The sequence below is a fragment of the Bacillus sp. LL01 genome (genome assembly GCF_001037965.1).
The window spans coordinates 150,979-168,428 of the sequence record NZ_LFEL01000005.1; the positions used below are offsets into that span (position 1 = coordinate 150,979).

Sequence of the window (17,450 nt, forward strand, 5' to 3'; positions counted from 1 at the left end):
AACCCCCTATTGCGTAGCAAGCTGCATGATTTTTTCTTGGTCCGCTTCTTCTATTTCTAACTCGCCTTTTATTTCCCCCTGTGCCATGACATAGACTCTATCGCTCATGCCAAGCACTTCCCCCAGCTCCGAGGAAATCATCACAATGCTAAGACCTTCATCAATCAGCTTGTTCATTACGGTATAAATCTCAAATTTTGCCCCGACATCGATTCCGCGGGTCGGTTCGTCGAGGATAAGGAGTTTCGGTCCGACAAACAGCCATTTCCCGATTGACACCTTCTGTTGGTTCCCACCACTGAGGTTGCCAACAAGCTGCTCCAAAGAGGAAGCTTTAATATGAAGGGATTGTTTGTATTGTTCTGAGACCTTGATTTCCTCATTGTCGTTGATGACCCCTTGGGAGGCAATTCCCTTCAGGTTTGCTGCCGTGATGTTACTTTTTATATCTTGCAGAAGAAATAGTCCGTCGTCTTTGCGGTCCTCTGTGACATAAGCAATTCCTGCTTTGATCGCGTCACTTGTATGTTTAAGTGTGGTAAGCGTGTCCTTCCACATTAGATCGCCTTCGAGTTTGTAGGACTTGGCGTTTCCGAATATGCTAAGAGCAAGCTCTGTTCTCCCCGATCCCATTAGTCCGGCGATGCCGACGATCTCCCCTTTTTTCACATGAAGGTTGACATTCTTTACCACCTGTCTTCCAAGCTGCGGATCATAGGCAGACCAGTTGTGGAGCTCGAGAATCTTTTCACCTTCCGCTTTCTTCACTCTTTTCGGATAGATGTCTTCAATCTCCCGTCCTACCATGTTCTTGATGATGACACTTTCAGTGATCTCTCCTTTGGCGGCATCCAGCGTACAAATCGTCTTTCCATCGCGGATGACGGTCGCTTTGTCGGCAATACTGATTACTTCCTTAAGTTTGTGGGAAATCATGATGCAGGTGATCCCCTGGTTTTTGAGTTCATTTAAAAGTTCGAGAAGGTTCTCGCTATCGTCTTCGTTGAGCGCAGCGGTCGGTTCATCAAGTATGAGGAGCTTCACCTCTTTACTTAATGCCTTGGCGATTTCCACAAGCTGCCGTTTCCCGACACTCAAGTCTTTTATGAGTGTGTCCGGGTTGACATTGAGCTTTACTTTTCGTAGCAGCCTTTTTGCTTCCACTATTGTTCTGTTCCAATCGATGACTCCGCCTATCTTCACTTCGTTTCCTGCGAAGATATTCTCATACACGGTCAGGTCCGGAAACAATGCAAGCTCCTGGTAGATAATTGCGATGCCGGTACTTACGCTGTCACTGATTTTGTTAAATTGCTGAACATTCCCTTCAAATACGATGTCCCCATCATACGTTCCATAAGGATACACTCCGCTCAGCACCTTCATCAGCGTGGATTTACCTGCTCCATTCTCCCCGATCAAGCAGTGTATTTCGCCCTCTTCCACTTTGAAGTTCACATTGCTCAGCGCCTTGACTCCTGTAAATTCCTTGGAGATATCATTCATCTCCAATATATATCTGCTCATCCTTTTACCCCCTTAACAAAAGCAATGACAATGGCGAAATAGTGATAGATAGTTGCTACCACTATTTCGCGAAGTACCTTTGGTGATGAATTAATTGAATATTGAAGCTCTGTTAAACTGCGCTGATAAATTAAGCTCTGGGTTTCAATTAACCGGTGGAAGGTCGTTACTGTACTTTAGACAGCATTTTCTTTAAAAAAGTACTGCAATCCCAATTGGTTTGCATCAATCCCGGCATAAGAATGTTAAATCCCGTCAGATGAGCTTGGTATCCTGTCACAAAAGGTGCCAACAGAATCACCTCGCAGCTTTCAGCGTAGGTATCAGCTTTCAATCCCTTCACAACGAACGTTAATCCCTTCATAATAAAGGAAAATCCCTTCATAACTCGTCACAATCCCGGCATAATTCCGTCATAAGCTTCAAAAACAAGTTTTCTTCAATATCCCGTTGTTTTTATAGATCCCCAACGCGTGAATCTAGTTATATTTATAGTCCGGAGAATTCGCTTGCTTCGTAGTATTCGGAATCGATCAGTTCTTGCTTCACATTTACTTCGTCCACTACGATGACATCTGTTTGCTTCGCTTTTACTTCCACTTCGCCGTTATCGTAGGAACCTGTTGTCTCCGGAGTTTTTCCGTCCAGGATTTCAATTGCGATACCCATTGCATCCGTAACAAGTGTACGAACGTCTTTGAAAACTGTCATGGATTGTTTTCCATCAATGATGTATTGGATGGACGCTTTTTCTGCATCTTGACCTGTTACAAAGTAGCTTGTCACTTCACCGTCAGATGCGAATACATCCGCGATGGAACGGGCTGTGCCATCATTTGGAGCAAGAACCGCTACATCACCTTTCAAGTCTGCACCTACTGCAGTAAGATGCGTTTGAGCTTTGTTTTTCGCTTCGTTCGAATCCCAGTTTGTTGTTACCTGTCCTAGGATTTTACTCATTTGGTCACGAGTAAGTTCCGCTGTATCTTTTAAAGCTTCGGCTTCACTGGAATTGGCGATTTTGAATGTGCCATCCGCGATTTTAGGTTGTAATGTTTTCCAAGCCCCTTCAAAGAACAAAAATGCGTTGTTGTCTGAAGCTGCACCGGCATATAAGTAAAGTGGTACGCCTGTACCTTTTGCATTATCAATCAGGTATTGACCTTGTGCTGCACCAACAGCCACACTGTCAAACGTCACATAGTAATCCACTGCGTCCGTGTTTGTAATTAGACGGTCATAAGAGATAACCTTTATGCCTTCTTTTTTCGCCGCTTCGACTGCTGAAGCTGCTGCGTCCCCATCCTGAGGAGTGATGATTAATACTTCGATTCCTTTGTTGATCAATGTTTCCACGTTTTCTTTTTCCTTGGCAGAAGAACCTTGGCTGAACAAGATTTCTGTTGTGTAGTCAGAATCTTTTAATGCATCCTTGAAGCGTTGCTCGTCCTGCACCCATCTTGGTTCATCCTTTGTTGGCAAAACGATTCCCACACTCACACTGCCGCTTCCTCCTGTGCTGCTGTTACATGCTGCAAGCATTGCTGTAAAAAGCATTAGAACCAGTAATAATGACGTTGCTTTCCATGTCTTCTTCATGTGTTGCTCCCCCTTTGTTTTGCTTGTTTCGTTGATTACAACTTAATTATATGGTGGGGGTTCGGTGATTTGTAAGCGTTATCACTAGCACTCTTTTGGTATTGTCTGTACTTTTTTAATACAGCTCTTTTCTCAAAGATAAAAAGTTGGCATTTGGACTTTTTAGCGCTTCTCTACTCTAAATAAGGCATGTAGCTTTTCTTTTATTACCAGGAAAAGAGCACGACAGTATAGTATTTACTGGTGGTTTATTAATACGAAAAAACAACAAAGCTTACAGAAAACAGTCTTTAATAATTGGGAATGTTTAAGATGAGGAATACTCCAGTGATGGCAAGCCTGGCGATTCCTGGTCTTTTCACTTACACGGAAAAACAGGTGAAAGTCGAATATAAAGAAGGGTATTCGGAAGGGCTATCTATTGCAGATTTCAGACCAGGTGTACCAAAGTGCACAGGTCCGGGATGTGTAAGAATTGCAACGGATATCGATGAGAGCATTTTCTTTGTTGATATGCTGAGGAATTTAATTAGGAATGATTAAGAAAGAAAACATGAAATCTCTTAGGGAGGTTTCATGTTTTTGGTTTCCACTTTAGAGGCTAATGTCTATTAGAAGAAGGAATTTAAAGAAAAAAGGGACAGCACACCATAGCAACTGCCCCATCAAACCCTTATTCTACTAAAACCGTTTTTCTCTCCCCATGCGACTTCTTTATTGCATCCATCACACCCTGTACATAATACCCATCCTCAAAAACAGGCAAATGAGGGTTCATATCGTCTCCCGAAATGGCTTTGTGTACTTGATCCAATGAGCGGTAAAAAGCATTAAAGTAGCCCGCGGCAACTGGGTTGATATTTTCCGGAATTTCCAATGCTGGCTCTAACTCTACTTCCTCCAAAGGGGCATTACCGATTCCAACAAGAACCTTATTATCCTGTGACATTTTCACGGTTCCTTCTGTTCCGTATATCTCTAACGTCCAGCCTTCTGAATGGCGAACTGCAATATTGGAACCGATGGAAAATGTCCCTCCCCCTACAAAATCCCCTATAGCCTGAAACGCATCATCGGCTGTGCGGATTTCCTTTTCGCCATTTTCGTCGATAAACTCCGGCACATGGGTTGTCAGTTGTCCAGAAATGGATTCCACCCGAGCGTCAGTCCACCATAACAGAGAATCAATCAAATGCGATCCTACCGCACCAAGAATTCCTCCTGCTTGATCCTTTTGACTGAGCCATCCACGCTTACTAGTAGCATATCTCTCGTACCCCGCAATGTTTAAGGAAAAATTAACATGTAACACCTTACCGATTTTCCCACTTGATATGATTTCTTTTATCTTTTGTCTTGCTGGCAGAAAGCGATATTCGAAGTTGATCCAGCCCATTCTCCCTGCTGCATCCCGTGCTTGGATCATACTCTCCGCTTCCTTTACATCAAAGGACATCGGTTTCTCACATAACACATGGCTGCCCTTTTCAAACGCTTTAACTACCATGTCATGATGAAGCAATGGTGCGGAAGCAACTGAAACCAAGTCTAGTTCCTCTTTTTCCAGCATTTCCTCCCAGTTTCCATAAACATTTTCAATGCCTGTTTCTTCTTTAGTCTCATCGAGTCTTCCACGCGAAACACTCGCAATCGCCACTACCTCAAACCCTGGATGACTTTGCATAACTGGGGCATGAACTTTTGCACCAAAACCTGTTCCAATAATGCCTACTCTTATCATTTTCATGATGATTCCCCTTTATATGTATTTGGTCTTTCCTCTACATTTCGACAAAAAACAGCACTCTCCTCTTTTCGGAAAGTGCTGTTTTACAAGTATGTGTATTAGTGACGATACTTGATCGCCAACCCTTTCAGGAAATTCCTCGCGTATTTATCCATGCATACCTTATAGTTCTTGTGCCCCTTCTTTCTCAAGAAAGCACCAAGCTCACTCTTCGTTATCGTTACGCCCGCTTCATCAAGAATTTCAATGATATCTTCCGCTGTTAACGTCAGGGCAATCTTCACCTTTTTCAAAAGAATATTGTTCGCCGGCTCGTTGGAAAATGGCGGCTTTGCAGACTGACCGGGCTTCGGCTCCTGTCTGCCCCTTTTGAAAATAATTAGACCGTTCAGGAACGACTCTAGCTTGTTATTGTTAATGGGAAGAATCTCTTCCTCTTCCAGTGCCTGCTCATATTCTTCCTCGGTTTCATAATCGTAGCTGTCCACCTGTTTGGTTAGCATTATTTGCACTTCTTCTTTTGTAACATCAATATCACCGAGCTTGAAAATCTCGACCAAATCGTTGTCTTTAATGTCCAGTGCGTATCTTAGTCTGATTAGAATATCGTTGTTTGTCATCTATATACTCCTTTTTGATTCTATACTACCGGCCCCAAAAGTGTTAATAACCTGTTGATAAAATGTGGATTTTTGATACTTTTTGTTGATAACCTGTTAGTAAGTTGTGGGTAACCAGTTTTTTTATTTTGCAGGTTGGATTGAATATCTGTTGCCCCCAACAATATACCACCTTTATCCCGTATTCTCCAAGGGCATTCAACAATTATTGCACCTTTTTCCACTTGAATATAATAAAGGCCTTAATTTTATTTAGGTTCAATGCACGCTGACCTTCCTCTTTGCTGCGACACGTATTCGATAGACCTCAAATACGGTCCCATAAATAAAGGCGACAAGAAACATGGATGCCACCATATCCAGGATCACATGCTGTTTAATGAATAACGTGGACAGGATAATTAGACTCCCCATTATATGAATAAAGTACTTGTTTATTCTATGTTTATTTTTTATATGGAAGCTAGCCAACATAATGGCGTAAGTTGTTAGTACATGAATGCTAGGAAAACAATTAACCGGCCGGTCGTGAGCGTAAATGTACTTTACCAACATTACATACCCTCCGCTTCCTTCAATTGTTGGTCTTGGAACAGTAGTCTGGAAAAAGAAATAGATAAAAAAACAGACTAATTCACCAATAACAATGGTTATAAGTGTTTTGACATATACACCAGTATCCTTGAAGCAAAAGTACACTAAGTAGCCTAAAACAAACGCATACCAAATGATATATGGGACGACAAACTCTTCGACAAATGGAATAGTGTTATCGATAGGCAATGCGATTTGTGTAGCTTTTCTCTTGGCTTCGTTTAGAACTGTGTAAATTAACCCAAGTACAGGCATGATTAACAATAACAATAAATATGGTAATTTCTTTTTTACACTCACATACATCACACTCCGGAATCTAAGGGCAGCTCTAAAATAACAATATAATTTGATAAGAATGGCCCATCTTGTTATTAGAATAACTCACAATATATACGACGATTTTCCTATCAAGATGGTTCCAATAATTTCAAAAAAAGTGTTCTACTTCAAACAAAACAAGAAATAGAAAAGGCAACACCCACAAGGTAGTTGCCTTTTTTACTTGTAGTTAAAAAATATATCCCCCATTCCAACACTACTCAAACCAACATTTCTTCGTTTACTGGTTAAAATGGAGTCTTTTCTACAGTTACATTTTCAATACAAACCTGACGACACTTTCTACGTGTGCGGTCTGAGGAAACATATCCACAGGCTGAATCCAGTCCACTTTATATTTTCTGCTTAAGAACTGGATATCCTTCGCAAGTGTGGATGGATTACAGGAAACATAGACAAAATTTTTCGGCTCTACATCGAGTACCGTTTTCATGAATGTTTCGTCCAGGCCTGTCCGAGGAGGATCCACCACAATCGTGTCAGGTTTCCATCCTTCTTTTACCCATCTTGGTAGCCATTTTTCTGCTTTACCTGCTACGTATTTCATGTTCGTGTAACCATGGCGCTTGGCGTTTTCCTTCGCGTCGTCGATTGATTCAGCGATCGTGTCCATGCCACGGACCTCTCCAGCACCTTCCGCCAGCCACAGTCCGATGGTTCCGACTCCGCAATAAGCATCTACCACTTTTTCTTTACCGGTCAATTGTGCTGCTTCCTTTACCAGGTCGTACAGCTTTACTGTCTGTACAGGGTTGAGCTGGAAGAATGCACGTGCGCTCAATTCAAATGAAACATCTCCAAGTGTTTCCTGAATCACTTTTTCTCCGCTCAAATGAATTGTTTCTTCACCGAAAATGAGCGAGGTCTTTTTTCCGTTCACATTTTGCATGATACTCTTCACTTTTGGCAGACGCTTTTGAATTTCTTCCACTATCAGCTGTTTACGAGGTAATTTCCCCTCCGTAGTTATCAGTACAACCTGTATTTCCCCTTTAGAAAAACCGACTCTGGCCATGATGGTACGGACGGCTGGTTGCCCCTTTTTTTCATTTTGAACCGGAATATTGAAGTCCTCAAGAATCTTTTTGACCGTGTTGGTTACTTCCGTTGTGGCGCTATGCTGGACGATGCAATTATCGATATCAATGAGTTTATGGGAGTTTGCTCCGTATAGACCTGCGATGACTTTCTCTTTCTGCTTTCCGACCTGGAACTGGCTTTTATTACGGTAGTACCAAGGATCTTCCATTCCGATCGTCGGTTTGATGTCGAGTTTACCCACATTCAATTTTGTATGGCGTTCTAGTGACTGTATGACAATATCGCGTTTTAATGTCAGTTGCTGCTCATATTTAAGATGCTGCAGCTGACAGCCTCCGCATTGTTCGTAAATCGGGCATGGAGGTGTGGTGCGGTGCGGAGACTTGCTTCTGATTTTCTTGATCTTCGCTTCCGCAAACTTGTTTTTAACGTCTGTCACTTCTGCTACGACCACTTCCTCAGGCAATGCCCCCGGGACAAATACGACCTGCTTTTTAAAATAGCCCACACCTTCTCCGTTGATTCCTAGACGTTTGATCGTCAACGGAAAGGTCTGGCCGACTTTCATATCGACACTCGATTGTTGCTTGTTGTTTGGTTTCTTCGTTTTCATTTCACTAACTCCTCAGCTTGCGGTTCGATGCTTCTCCATAGGTAAAGGGATGCATAGCTTAAATATGGTTCCCAGTCCTTGCTCCATTCCTGCATCTGCAGGTGGGTTGGTTTTTGGTCGAGTCCTTTTAGTTTTTTCAGGGCATTCTGGATGCCGATATCTGCTATTGGGAAAAGATTGGGCCTGCCAAGTCCGAATAGAAGCAGGTTCTGAACAGTCCAAGGCCCGATTCCTCTTACTCTCACAAGTTCTTTCAGGATTTCTTCATCCGGCTTTTGGTGCAATTCGTACAGAGGCAATTCGCCATCTGCTATCAGTTTGGATGTATCTATAATATATTCCGCTTTGCGGCGGCTCATTTTGAGTTCTGTGACCTGCTCGTAATCAAGCTTTGCGACGTCTTCAGGCTTCGGATAGAACCAGACGCCATCTTTTTCAAAACCGAATGTGTGAACAAAACGCTGTGTCAATGTGTGCGCGAATTTCATATTGACCTGCTGGTGGATAATGCATTTCATTAGGCAGTGGTACAGGTCGAAATCGAGCACAAGGGGCGTTCCTTCGTGCTCTTTGAAAATCTGTGCGAGCTCTGTTTTGGCAAAATGATCGCTGATATCTTGAAGTGGTTTTTCCCATTGGAATATGGCTTTGATGTGATTGACGTCCGTGTCTGTTATATCTGTAGTACTGGTTAGTTGAAAAGAGGGCTTCTGCTTCGAACCTGTCGCCTGAATTTTTACTACAATCGGCGTTTCTCCTTGATACATCGGAACTTTTACAGAGCGGTCATTTTGATTGATAACCATTAAAGGGTCAATGGATAACCGTTGTAATACTCTGTCAAAATCGTATGGTCCATCTATCTTTATTTTAACCAATTTCCCCACCGTCCTTCATTTACTTTCCCAATTATAACGGCTTTCTGGTTTGTTGCCAAACACGGGAGATGGAAAGGGGATAGTTTCATGGTGTACTGTGGGGAAATAGGACATGAAAAGAACTCCTTTGCGGAGAGCAAGGAGTCAGTTTTCTTGTATAAGCAATATCGGATTGGGGATAGTATGTTGTGCAGCGATATGATCTAGGCTTTTGAATTCGTATCCTTGTTTTTGGAGGTCATCAATCACTTTTTCCATTGCTTCAGCATTGTCTTTGGAAACGGTATGAAGCAGAAGAATCGCTCCGGGATGGATCTGAGCCATGATGTTGTCATAGGAATATCTCCAGCCTTTTTGCTGGTCGGTGTACCAATCCACATATGCCAGAGACCAAAACACATGTTGATAGCCCATTTGATTAGCAAGTGCAAGCGTCCGGTCGCTGAAAGTTCCTCTTGGGGGTCTCAGGTATGTCATGTTGTCGAGTCCGGTAATGTTTCTGTACTCCTCTTTGATCATATCGAGCTCTTTTCTAAAGCGGACGTCGTTAACTTGCGTCATATCAGGATGATGCCAGCTGTGGTTACCGACGATATGACCCTCGTTGACCATGCGCTTAATTAAGTCTGGCTGATCTTTTAGGTAATAGCCTGTTACAAAAAATGCTGCTGGTACCTTTTTCTTTTTTAGTACATCCAGCACATGCTCCGTATATCCGTTTTCATATCCATTATCAAAGGTAAGATAAATTTCCTTTTTGTTTGTGTCGCCAAGATAAAAAGCATTGTGTTTTTTTAGAAGTTCTTTGTATTTTTGACCTGCATCGGGTGGCTCATGGTTTTGGCTTTTTTTGAAGCCCCAGTGTAGTGTTGTGGTGGAATAGTTGTCCGCTTGACTCAGTTGCGGAATAAGAAATAGTGCAATTGCAGTAATTGTTAAGATGTTAAGCAGTTTTTGCATTGGTGGTCCTCCCTTCCATGTTTTGTGGCTACTATTATGGTTCGTCTGGGTGGGAGTAATGATACGGTGCATTGTTTTCCAATTAGATAAAAAAGCAGTTTGGCAACAATCAACGTTGCCAAACTGCTCTATATAAAAATTTAGTTAAACACTCTATCCTTAAACTGCGCAAGCTTTTCTAAAGAAGACTTCTCCACATCCGCATGCAAGCTGTTGCCATGGGAATCCATGGTTACAACTGCAGTAAATCCTTCCACATTCAAGTGCCACATCGCTTCTGGAATACCGAATTGCATCAGGTCCACGCCGTCGACACCCTTGATACAGTCGGCGTAATATTGAGCCGCTCCACCGATTGCATTCAGGTAAACGCCGCCGTGCTCTTCCAACGCCTTCAACGTTTTAGGACCCATTCCCCCTTTACCCATGACCGCGCGGATACCGAAGCGCTTCATGATATCTCCTTGATAAGGCTCCTCGCGAATACTTGTCGTCGGGCCGGCCGCTTTTACGTGCCAGTTTCCTTCGTCGTCTTTTAACATTACCGGGCCACAGTGGTAGATGATTTGGCCGTCTAAATCAACTGGTGCATCATTGTCGCTCAAGTGCTTGTGGATAGCATCACGGCCTGTGTACATTCTGCCGTTAATGCGCACCACGTCGCCCACTTTCAGAGAACGAATTTTCTCTTCGGTAATAGGTGCTTCCAGAACGATTTCGTTTGCTTCAGAAGTTGCCGCTACTTCCTGCTGCTCAGATAACTCCTTGGAGAAATCGATCATTTCGCCCTCTTGATACAGCCATTCGTTAATCTCTCCGGTTTCTGGACTGATTTTCACTCCCAGACGGCGATATGCCCAACAATTGTAGGCTACAGAAACGAAGAAGCTTGCCGGAATTCGGTGTGCAACACCCACTTTACAGCCTAGAAGGGTTGTCTCGCCGCCGAATCCCATTGTTCCGATTCCAAGTTTATTGGCGTTTTCCATCACGTACTCTTCAAGCTCTTTCAATTCAGGTACCGTATTTTCATCATCGAGGCTACGGAATAGCTGTTCTTTTGCAAGCTCATACCCTGAAGTACGGTCGCCACCGATACCAACACCGATGACCCCGGCGCTACAGCCCTGTCCTTGTGCTTGGTAAACGGAATGCATGACACATTTTCTAATTCCATCAAGGTCACGCCCCGCACGGCCAAGCCCTTCAAGTTCACACGGCAAGCTATACTGAATATTCTTGTTCTCACAGCCGCCACCTTTTAAAATAAGGCGCGCGTCAATGTAATCTTTTTCCCACTGCTCGAACTTGATGACAGGAACGCCATCCCCAAGGTTGTCCCCGCTGTTGTCACCAGTCAGGGAGTCAACAGAGTTCGGACGCAACTTGCCGTCCTTTGTCGCCTGTACTATTGCTTCTTTGATCACTTTTTTGATTTCTAGCTGGTTCACACCAACCGGAGTTTTTATTTTAAAAGTAGGAAGCCCTGTGTCCTGACAGATCGGAGACACTTTTTCATCCGCCATTGAAATGTTATTGGTAATCGTGGCAAGTGACATCGCTGCACGCGTTCCGGCACTTTCGCTAAGTTTCGCTTTCGCTATCGCTCGGCGCACATCCTTAGGCAGCTTTGTAGAGGTCTCCACAATCAAGTCATACATGCTCTTATATAATTTATTCATCTTTAAATCCCTCTCCTATCCCCAGTTGAAAAATTATCTACGTTTTTTTATACACCCTTCATTATACTTGTTCTAAATAGAAGGTTAAAGGTATTTGTAACCGATTCCATCAAAACCATAATGCATACATCACGCAATTGGTTTTTTGTGGTAAAGTTAAAATAGATAAAGAAGATGGGAGAAACGCACATGACACAGATAAAACTTTTAGCGGCTTGCCTTGAAGATGCGGAGCAATTGACAGCCATTATGAAAAGAACATTTGATGAAGAAGTATTAAGGTGGCTCGGCACGCAGGGTTCGCATATCGTGGACTATAACATCCAACCGCCTGGATATGATTCCGATCAGACTACACGATATATGATAGAAGAGCTTACCTATTTCAAGATAATGTTGGGAGAGCAACTTGTAGGCGGCGTTATTTTGACGCTGACAGGTAGGAGGTTTGGCAGAATTGATCGGATATTCATAGATCCAGCATTCCAGGGACAGGGCTATGGATCCGATGTAATTTGGTTAGTGGAAGAAGCCTTTCCGAATGTATCAACCTGGGATTTGGAAACCTCCCCACGCCAAAAAGGAAACCTTTATTTTTATGAGAAGATGGGTTACAAACGCACGTTTGAAACAGAGGATGAGGTCTGTTATTTAAAGCAAAAGGACACTGATCCGGCTTTGGCTTCAGAAAGAGAGTTCGTTGACTGTAACCTTGAACGCGCTACTTATTATCAGGCCAACCTTGCCAGTAGTGCATTCAGCAATTGCACACTTGCCGGGGCTCATTTCAGCAATATCAACCTATCTGGATCCAAGTTTCAGAATATCAATTTTCGTGATACCCTTTTTGCGGACTTGAACCTCTCGGGTACAAAGGTGAAGCATGTGGAAATGAGCGGTGTTCAGTTCAGTGATACGACAATTGAGAATGCACCTGTAAACTTTGACCGCTGTGAATTGATGGGATCAAAGTTTAACAATTGCAGGATGGAAAATGTCGAGATTAATGATAGCGACATTTCGGGCATGAAGATTGATGGGGTTTCGGTGGAGGATATGTTGGAGGTTTATAGGAAAGTAAAGAAAGATGAAGAACATAAACCATCCATTGTACGTTAGGAACAAACAGCCAACAAAAAAGAGGAAAGATCCCTTACTACTAGGAGCCCTTTCCTCTTCTTTTTACCAATCCTTCTTAAACTGATTATATTTCCCCTCTAAATCATCCAGCATCTGGATCAGACGATCGATGTCATCCACGTCCGTAGATTCTGGATCTAATGAATCCACGACCTCCAAGAACATGTTTAATCTATTTTTCAAGTAGTCGACTTGGGAATCTTTGTTTTCTGTTGCTTTGCCCATTATAATCGCACCTTTCTGTCATTCCTGTAAGTTTGTTTCTATACTACCGTACAGCTTCGTTTGAGGCAACCTTCTAAGAAATTTTCGGTCTGTACTTCCTAAAATCATGATACAATGAAGGGTAGGTTTTATAATAAAGGAGTTTACCATGAAGACAACCATACTACCACCAATCACCCCTTCCTATGACCCATGGGAAGCTTATTTAGATGTTAAAGAATATGGTCAAATGGACCTGACGAACGTTGAGTTTACAACGACGACGCTATGCAATATGCGCTGTGAACATTGTGCTGTCGGATACACATTGCAGCCAAAAGATCCGCAAGCCTTGCCGATTGAATTGCTGATTCAACGTCTGGAGGAAATTCCACGCCTTCGTTCCATCAGCATCACTGGTGGTGAGCCGATGATGAGCATGAAGTCAGTGAACGGATACGTCTTGCCGCTGTTAAAATATGCGCATGAACGTGGTGTGCGAACACAGATTAATTCGAACTTAACCTTAGATTTAGCTAGATACGAGAAAATCATTCCTTACCTGGATGTGCTACATATTTCTCATAACTGGGGCACGATGGATGACTTTGTCGAGGGCGGCTTTGCGATGATGGATCGCAAACCAACGTATGAGCAGCGTGCGAAGTACTTTGAGCGCATGATTGAAAACTCGAAGGCGTTGACTGCAGCCGGCGTTATCGTGTCAGCTGAAACGATGCTGAACAAGCGTACCCTTCCTCACATCGAGCATATCCATAAGCAGATAGTCGAGGAGATGAACTGCCAACGTCATGAGCTGCACCCTATGTACCCAAGTGATTTCGCTAGTGGGATGGAGGTTCTGACGCTAGGAGAAATGCGCGATGCAATCCACCGTCTACTTGATATGCGTGATGAAAATACATGGATGCTGTTTGGAACACTTCCTTTCTACCCTTGCAGTGATAACCCGGAAGATTTAACATTGCTGAAGCGTGTGTACGATGCCAAGAATGTGACGGTCCGCAATGACCCTGACGGTCGCTCGCGTTTGAATGTGAATATTTTTAACGGAGACATCATTGTGACAGATTTCGGTGATACGCCACCACTTGGAAACATACAGACAACAGATCTGCCGACTGCTTACGGAAGATGGAAAAAGACCTCCATTTCAAAGGAATTGGACTGCCATTGCCCTGCGGTTGCCTGTCTTGGCCCTAATATTCTCGTGAAGAGTGCGTACTATCCAGAGATGGATTTCACGGTGCGTGAAGCGAAGATGACGAAATAAGGAAACGCCTGGGACACGTGAGGTCTCCAGGCGTTTTTAATATTACATAGATGGCACTCTCGCTTTCAGTCTTTTCCCCTTGATGGTGCAATAGGAACCGAAAAAAATGAGCACACTTCCCATTAGACTTGAACCCATAATCAGTGCTCCATCCCATCCTCGGGAGCTTCCTGCAAGTTGCCATGCTTGATATGGAATGAATAATAGTAGAAACATAATCCCTATCCCCCAAAGTAGAAGGATCGCATTGTGTTTTTCCTCATCAGATATATTCGATGGCCTTTGCCTCATTTCAACAGTAACCATTGTCCGCACAATAAAAAGTAAAACCGACAAACCTAAAACAAGTAAAATCAGGTGCATCATGATGTTGATGACCTCCTTTTCATTCTCACTAATTAAGACGCTTGAAGGTGGAAAAAGTTACGATCGGCAGTAGTTTTTCCTTCGACAAGGGGAGGACATTAGATTAACAGAGCTCCTGATGACGGAATTACTTCAAGTAATTTATAGATACCCTCTTTTAATGAGAAATGAAACTGGTAAAATAGACACGTTTTTTGTTTTTGTGATTTTAAGGGAAGCTTTTGAGGCAATAGCGGGACTTTTATGTAGCGTTTTATTTCATCCTCCCACCAAATCCCTTTTTCTGCCCTTTAAGTAGGGGTATTTCCACCACTAACTGCCCCTTATCCCCCCAGATATTTATCCGATTCCCCCGGAAGTTTTTTTATCCCCCCACAACTCTTGTTAATCCCACCGTACAGAAGGGTTTATCCCCCGTTACCAACAAAAATCCCCCCATAACAGCCTATATTCCCCCCACTGCTCCTTAGAGTATCACCAAAAAGTAAACCAGCCCCAATTCAAAAGGCTGGTGCAAATTATTAGCTATCTTGGTCGATCCGACGCCGCAAATATAAAACTCACATGGTCCTGAACCGGAATCCATGCACCAATTCCTTGGGATGTCACATTCTTCACGACAATTTTCATCTCTTTTCCTTTTAGCACCAGATACACTTCTCCGTATGTGATCTTCCCTTTTTCACTGACAGCTGGGGAGTATGCGTATAGGTAGCCAAGCTTTTTCACCGGAATATTATACACCTGGTCCTTCTTCGTCCCCGCACCAACAATGGTCTGGAAGGATAGAGGCAGCTTCGTTTTATCCATCGCTTTTAACATCATCATTTCTTTTACATCTTCGGCTGCCTCCACTTTCGAAGTCAGTCCGCCTTTGACACTTTTTTGGGCTTCCTGGCGATAGTGCAACTGTTGCGGTACTTTACCGCCACGGTTATCCGTGTAGTTCGTATTGATCTTTTGGTATTCCCAATTCACACTTGTTTCCGTTGATTCATAGGAAAGCGGCCATTGCCCCAGATAGATGGTGGCACGATAGCCGATTGCTACAGGTGAAGGAGAAATGTTGGACTCATTCAGGATTTTGATGAGTTTCGGGTTATCAATTTTTACATTGGAGGAATCAATCAGTTCTTGAGAAAGCTCACTTGGCTGAAGGTACGGCACATCCTGGGACGGATTCGGGTATGTGTTGTCCTTAGAAATGTCCAGAACCGAATTAGGTACCTCCAGTTTTTTATTATCGGTTTTTACTTTTGTTTCTTCGGCTTGAACTCCATTTACAGTGAAGCCGAATGCAAGAAATGCCACTAAAAGGATTTGAAGTATGCGCATGCTTTAATACTCCTTTCACTCAACTTAAAATCTATGTACTGTTATCATTTTCGAAGCGAATTCAGATTATCCATGAAAGATGAAACTTTTTTGGGGACGGTTCTTTTGCTTCTTTTTGTTGCTCCACTAAATACCAAGAAGCGGGAGAACCGTCCCTTGAAACTTTTTCACATGAAATACGTAAGTTAGGTATGAAGGAGGTTGGTCCAAGTGAAAACACCAATTTGCGCTAATTGCCATAAGCAATGGAGCTTGAAGACTACGTGGAAGAAAATGTTTACTTTTAAGCAAGCTATTTTATGTCCTTATTGTGGGGAGAACCAATACTTAACGAAAAGCTCACGTCAGAAACTGTGTTTACTTCCGATGGTTTTTCCTTTATTAACGGTACCTTTCATTTCGTTTGGGATTGGTGGTTTGTATCTTTCCATCGTGTATTTTATATGTTTTGTAAGTATGCTAAGCCTAATACCATTCCTATATAAGCTGAGCAACGAGAACGAGCCGCTATGGTAAAAAAAACACGAAAGCTGAACTCAGCTCTCGTGTCGTAATTTCCTATAAAGATTTTCTAAACGCGGGTAGAATATCTGAATAAGTGGTCCGATTCCAAATGTAATGATGAATGTACCGATCCCGATCGGCCCTTTGAAAATAAGCGCAAAAACAAGGGCACACACTTCCCCGATTGTTTTCGCCGTCATCATTTTTACCTTGAGGCGATTCTGGATGCCAAGCATCAAATTGTCTATCGGAATGACGGGAAACTTCGCTTGCAGGTAAGCTGATATCCCCACTGCCATGATGACCATTCCAGCAAGAAGAACGACAAAACGAAGCACCATGCCTACAGGAAACCATGCCCCAAACACCTGAATCAACCAAAAATCGATAAAGACACCAACAAGGAAAATTGTAATGACCGCAAGATAATCCGGTTTGCTTTTATGCAACCAAGCATTGACGGCAATAAGTATGATTCCAACAATGAACACCCAGCTTCCGACCGTTAGCCCGAATGATGTGAATAGGCCAACATTCAGCGCATCCCACGCTCCTGCCCCCAAATCCGATTTTATCGTCAAACTGATCCCGAAGGATAAGACAAAAAGTCCAATTAAGTAAAATAAAGCCCGTATAACCAATCTGATAACTCCTCTACATTTTACTGTCACCTGTCCTACTCTACCATTGTAAGCGTGAATCATCAAAATATGAAAAAGAAAAAAAGATTCAATAAATCAGAATATTTATAACATTCCACCTATATACTATAAATACCTTACAACGAAGGAGGGAAATAAAGCGAAGTCATCTTAGAGTGAAGGAGTGATTTACCCCTACACAGTGCACATATAAAGCTTTTTATTCCTTAGTTCAAAGCTTTACTTCCTCGTGGTACTTAAATGATATTGGTCGGCCCTACATGCTATGGGACTCTGTGCTGCCTACCGCACAGAGTCTTTTTCTTGTTTGAGGGACGGTTCTTCTGCTCCTGAAGCAGAAGA

Annotated in this window: 17 protein-coding genes; 3 read left to right on the forward strand and 14 right to left on the reverse strand. The window is 42.9% G+C overall.

Annotated features, from left to right (window positions below; translation table 11 throughout):
• Nucleotides 1-6 precede the first annotated feature (6 nt).
• From AB685_RS15845 to AB685_RS15855, 3 genes are all read right to left on the reverse strand, one after another.
• Nucleotides 7-1,527 (reverse strand): sugar ABC transporter ATP-binding protein, encoded by a 1,521-nt coding sequence (locus tag AB685_RS15845; protein ID WP_047971561.1) that lies wholly within the window; start codon nucleotides 1,525-1,527, stop codon nucleotides 7-9.
• Between the two features lie 166 nt (nucleotides 1,528-1,693).
• Nucleotides 1,694-1,891 carry a hypothetical protein gene (locus tag AB685_RS15850; RefSeq protein ID WP_128755882.1) on the reverse strand — a complete coding sequence of 66 codons (198 nt, stop codon included), beginning with the start codon at nucleotides 1,889-1,891 and terminating at the stop codon, nucleotides 1,694-1,696.
• A gap of 125 nt (nucleotides 1,892-2,016) precedes the next feature.
• Nucleotides 2,017-3,126 (reverse strand): sugar-binding protein, encoded by a 1,110-nt coding sequence (locus AB685_RS15855; RefSeq protein ID WP_047971563.1) that lies wholly within the window; start codon nucleotides 3,124-3,126, stop codon nucleotides 2,017-2,019.
• A gap of 303 nt (nucleotides 3,127-3,429) precedes the next feature.
• On the opposite strand from AB685_RS15855, the gene AB685_RS15860 reads away from it, so the two are divergent.
• Complete coding sequence (locus tag AB685_RS15860) at nucleotides 3,430-3,669, forward strand: hypothetical protein (protein WP_198530523.1); 240 nt, start codon at nucleotides 3,430-3,432, stop codon at nucleotides 3,667-3,669.
• A gap of 130 nt (nucleotides 3,670-3,799) precedes the next feature.
• Here the strand turns inward: AB685_RS15860 and AB685_RS29785 are convergent, their stop codons facing one another.
• From AB685_RS29785 to AB685_RS15895, 7 genes are all read right to left on the reverse strand, one after another.
• On the reverse strand, nucleotides 3,800-4,873 hold the full coding sequence (locus AB685_RS29785; protein ID WP_053073839.1) for a Gfo/Idh/MocA family oxidoreductase: 1,074 nt from the start codon (nucleotides 4,871-4,873) through the stop codon (nucleotides 3,800-3,802).
• Between the two features lie 98 nt (nucleotides 4,874-4,971).
• Nucleotides 4,972-5,493: a DUF1456 family protein gene (locus AB685_RS15870; protein ID WP_047971565.1), complete on the reverse strand. Its 522-nt coding sequence runs from the start codon at nucleotides 5,491-5,493 to the stop codon at nucleotides 4,972-4,974.
• A 258-nt stretch (nucleotides 5,494-5,751) separates the two neighbouring features.
• Nucleotides 5,752-6,387, reverse strand: coding sequence for a phosphatase PAP2 family protein (locus AB685_RS15875; RefSeq protein ID WP_053073840.1), 636 nt, complete (start codon nucleotides 6,385-6,387; stop codon nucleotides 5,752-5,754).
• Between the two features lie 292 nt (nucleotides 6,388-6,679).
• Nucleotides 6,680-8,083, reverse strand: coding sequence for a 23S rRNA (uracil(1939)-C(5))-methyltransferase RlmD (rlmD, locus tag AB685_RS15880; RefSeq protein WP_047971567.1), 1,404 nt, complete (start codon nucleotides 8,081-8,083; stop codon nucleotides 6,680-6,682).
• Nucleotides 8,080-8,961: a DNA-3-methyladenine glycosylase gene (locus tag AB685_RS15885; RefSeq protein ID WP_047971568.1), complete on the reverse strand. Its 882-nt coding sequence runs from the start codon at nucleotides 8,959-8,961 to the stop codon at nucleotides 8,080-8,082. The genes rlmD and AB685_RS15885 overlap by 4 nt, the downstream gene beginning before the upstream one ends.
• Before the next feature lie 144 nt (nucleotides 8,962-9,105).
• On the reverse strand, nucleotides 9,106-9,921 hold the full coding sequence (pdaA, locus tag AB685_RS15890) for a delta-lactam-biosynthetic de-N-acetylase (RefSeq protein ID WP_047971569.1): 816 nt from the start codon (nucleotides 9,919-9,921) through the stop codon (nucleotides 9,106-9,108).
• Nucleotides 9,922-10,061: 140 nt separating this feature from the next.
• Complete coding sequence (locus AB685_RS15895; RefSeq protein ID WP_047971570.1) at nucleotides 10,062-11,603, reverse strand: fumarate hydratase; 1,542 nt, start codon at nucleotides 11,601-11,603, stop codon at nucleotides 10,062-10,064.
• A gap of 189 nt (nucleotides 11,604-11,792) precedes the next feature.
• Between AB685_RS15895 and AB685_RS15900 the strand changes: the two genes are divergently transcribed.
• Nucleotides 11,793-12,722 (forward strand): GNAT family N-acetyltransferase, encoded by a 930-nt coding sequence (locus tag AB685_RS15900; RefSeq protein WP_047971571.1) that lies wholly within the window; start codon nucleotides 11,793-11,795, stop codon nucleotides 12,720-12,722.
• A gap of 63 nt (nucleotides 12,723-12,785) precedes the next feature.
• On the opposite strand, the gene AB685_RS15905 is transcribed toward AB685_RS15900, so the two are convergent.
• Nucleotides 12,786-12,968 carry an SE1561 family protein gene (locus AB685_RS15905; protein ID WP_047971572.1) on the reverse strand — a complete coding sequence of 61 codons (183 nt, stop codon included), beginning with the start codon at nucleotides 12,966-12,968 and terminating at the stop codon, nucleotides 12,786-12,788.
• Nucleotides 12,969-13,116: 148 nt separating this feature from the next.
• Between AB685_RS15905 and yfkAB the strand changes: the two genes are divergently transcribed.
• A complete protein-coding gene (gene yfkAB / locus AB685_RS15910) occupies nucleotides 13,117-14,241 on the forward strand; it encodes a radical SAM/CxCxxxxC motif protein YfkAB (RefSeq protein ID WP_047971573.1) in 1,125 nt (374 codons plus the stop codon).
• 42 nt (nucleotides 14,242-14,283) lie between these two features.
• On the opposite strand, the gene AB685_RS15915 is transcribed toward yfkAB, so the two are convergent.
• From AB685_RS15915 to AB685_RS15935, 3 genes are all read right to left on the reverse strand, one after another.
• Complete coding sequence (locus tag AB685_RS15915; protein ID WP_047971574.1) at nucleotides 14,284-14,607, reverse strand: hypothetical protein; 324 nt, start codon at nucleotides 14,605-14,607, stop codon at nucleotides 14,284-14,286.
• Nucleotides 14,608-15,132: 525 nt separating this feature from the next.
• Nucleotides 15,133-15,942, reverse strand: coding sequence for a YfkD famly protein (locus tag AB685_RS15925; RefSeq protein ID WP_047971576.1), 810 nt, complete (start codon nucleotides 15,940-15,942; stop codon nucleotides 15,133-15,135).
• A gap of 536 nt (nucleotides 15,943-16,478) precedes the next feature.
• Nucleotides 16,479-17,087 (reverse strand): membrane protein, encoded by a 609-nt coding sequence (locus AB685_RS15935; RefSeq protein ID WP_082153662.1) that lies wholly within the window; start codon nucleotides 17,085-17,087, stop codon nucleotides 16,479-16,481.
• Between the last annotated feature and the right edge of the window lie 363 nt (nucleotides 17,088-17,450).

What these genes read in the sequence shown, in the direction of transcription:
- rlmD (WP_047971567.1), bottom strand. Translation starts at nt 8,083, where the DNA reads ATGAAAACGAAGAAACCAAACAACAAGCAACAATCGAGTGTCGATATG.
- AB685_RS15905 (WP_047971572.1), bottom strand. Translation starts at nt 12,968, where the DNA reads ATGGGCAAAGCAACAGAAAACAAAGATTCCCAAGTCGACTACTTGAAA.
- AB685_RS29785 (WP_053073839.1), bottom strand. Translation starts at nt 4,873, where the DNA reads ATGAAAATGATAAGAGTAGGCATTATTGGAACAGGTTTTGGTGCAAAA.
- AB685_RS15845 (WP_047971561.1), bottom strand. Translation starts at nt 1,527, where the DNA reads ATGAGCAGATATATATTGGAGATGAATGATATCTCCAAGGAATTTACA.
- AB685_RS15855 (WP_047971563.1), bottom strand. Translation starts at nt 3,126, where the DNA reads ATGAAGAAGACATGGAAAGCAACGTCATTATTACTGGTTCTAATGCTT.
- AB685_RS15860 (WP_198530523.1), top strand. Translation starts at nt 3,430, where the DNA reads ATGTTTAAGATGAGGAATACTCCAGTGATGGCAAGCCTGGCGATTCCT.
- pdaA (WP_047971569.1), bottom strand. Translation starts at nt 9,921, where the DNA reads ATGCAAAAACTGCTTAACATCTTAACAATTACTGCAATTGCACTATTT.
- AB685_RS15850 (WP_128755882.1), bottom strand. Translation starts at nt 1,891, where the DNA reads ATGAAGGGATTAACGTTCGTTGTGAAGGGATTGAAAGCTGATACCTAC.
- AB685_RS15925 (WP_047971576.1), bottom strand. Translation starts at nt 15,942, where the DNA reads ATGCGCATACTTCAAATCCTTTTAGTGGCATTTCTTGCATTCGGCTTC.
- AB685_RS15895 (WP_047971570.1), bottom strand. Translation starts at nt 11,603, where the DNA reads ATGAATAAATTATATAAGAGCATGTATGACTTGATTGTGGAGACCTCT.
- AB685_RS15915 (WP_047971574.1), bottom strand. Translation starts at nt 14,607, where the DNA reads ATGATGCACCTGATTTTACTTGTTTTAGGTTTGTCGGTTTTACTTTTT.
- AB685_RS15900 (WP_047971571.1), top strand. Translation starts at nt 11,793, where the DNA reads ATGACACAGATAAAACTTTTAGCGGCTTGCCTTGAAGATGCGGAGCAA.
- AB685_RS15870 (WP_047971565.1), bottom strand. Translation starts at nt 5,493, where the DNA reads ATGACAAACAACGATATTCTAATCAGACTAAGATACGCACTGGACATT.
- yfkAB (WP_047971573.1), top strand. Translation starts at nt 13,117, where the DNA reads ATGAAGACAACCATACTACCACCAATCACCCCTTCCTATGACCCATGG.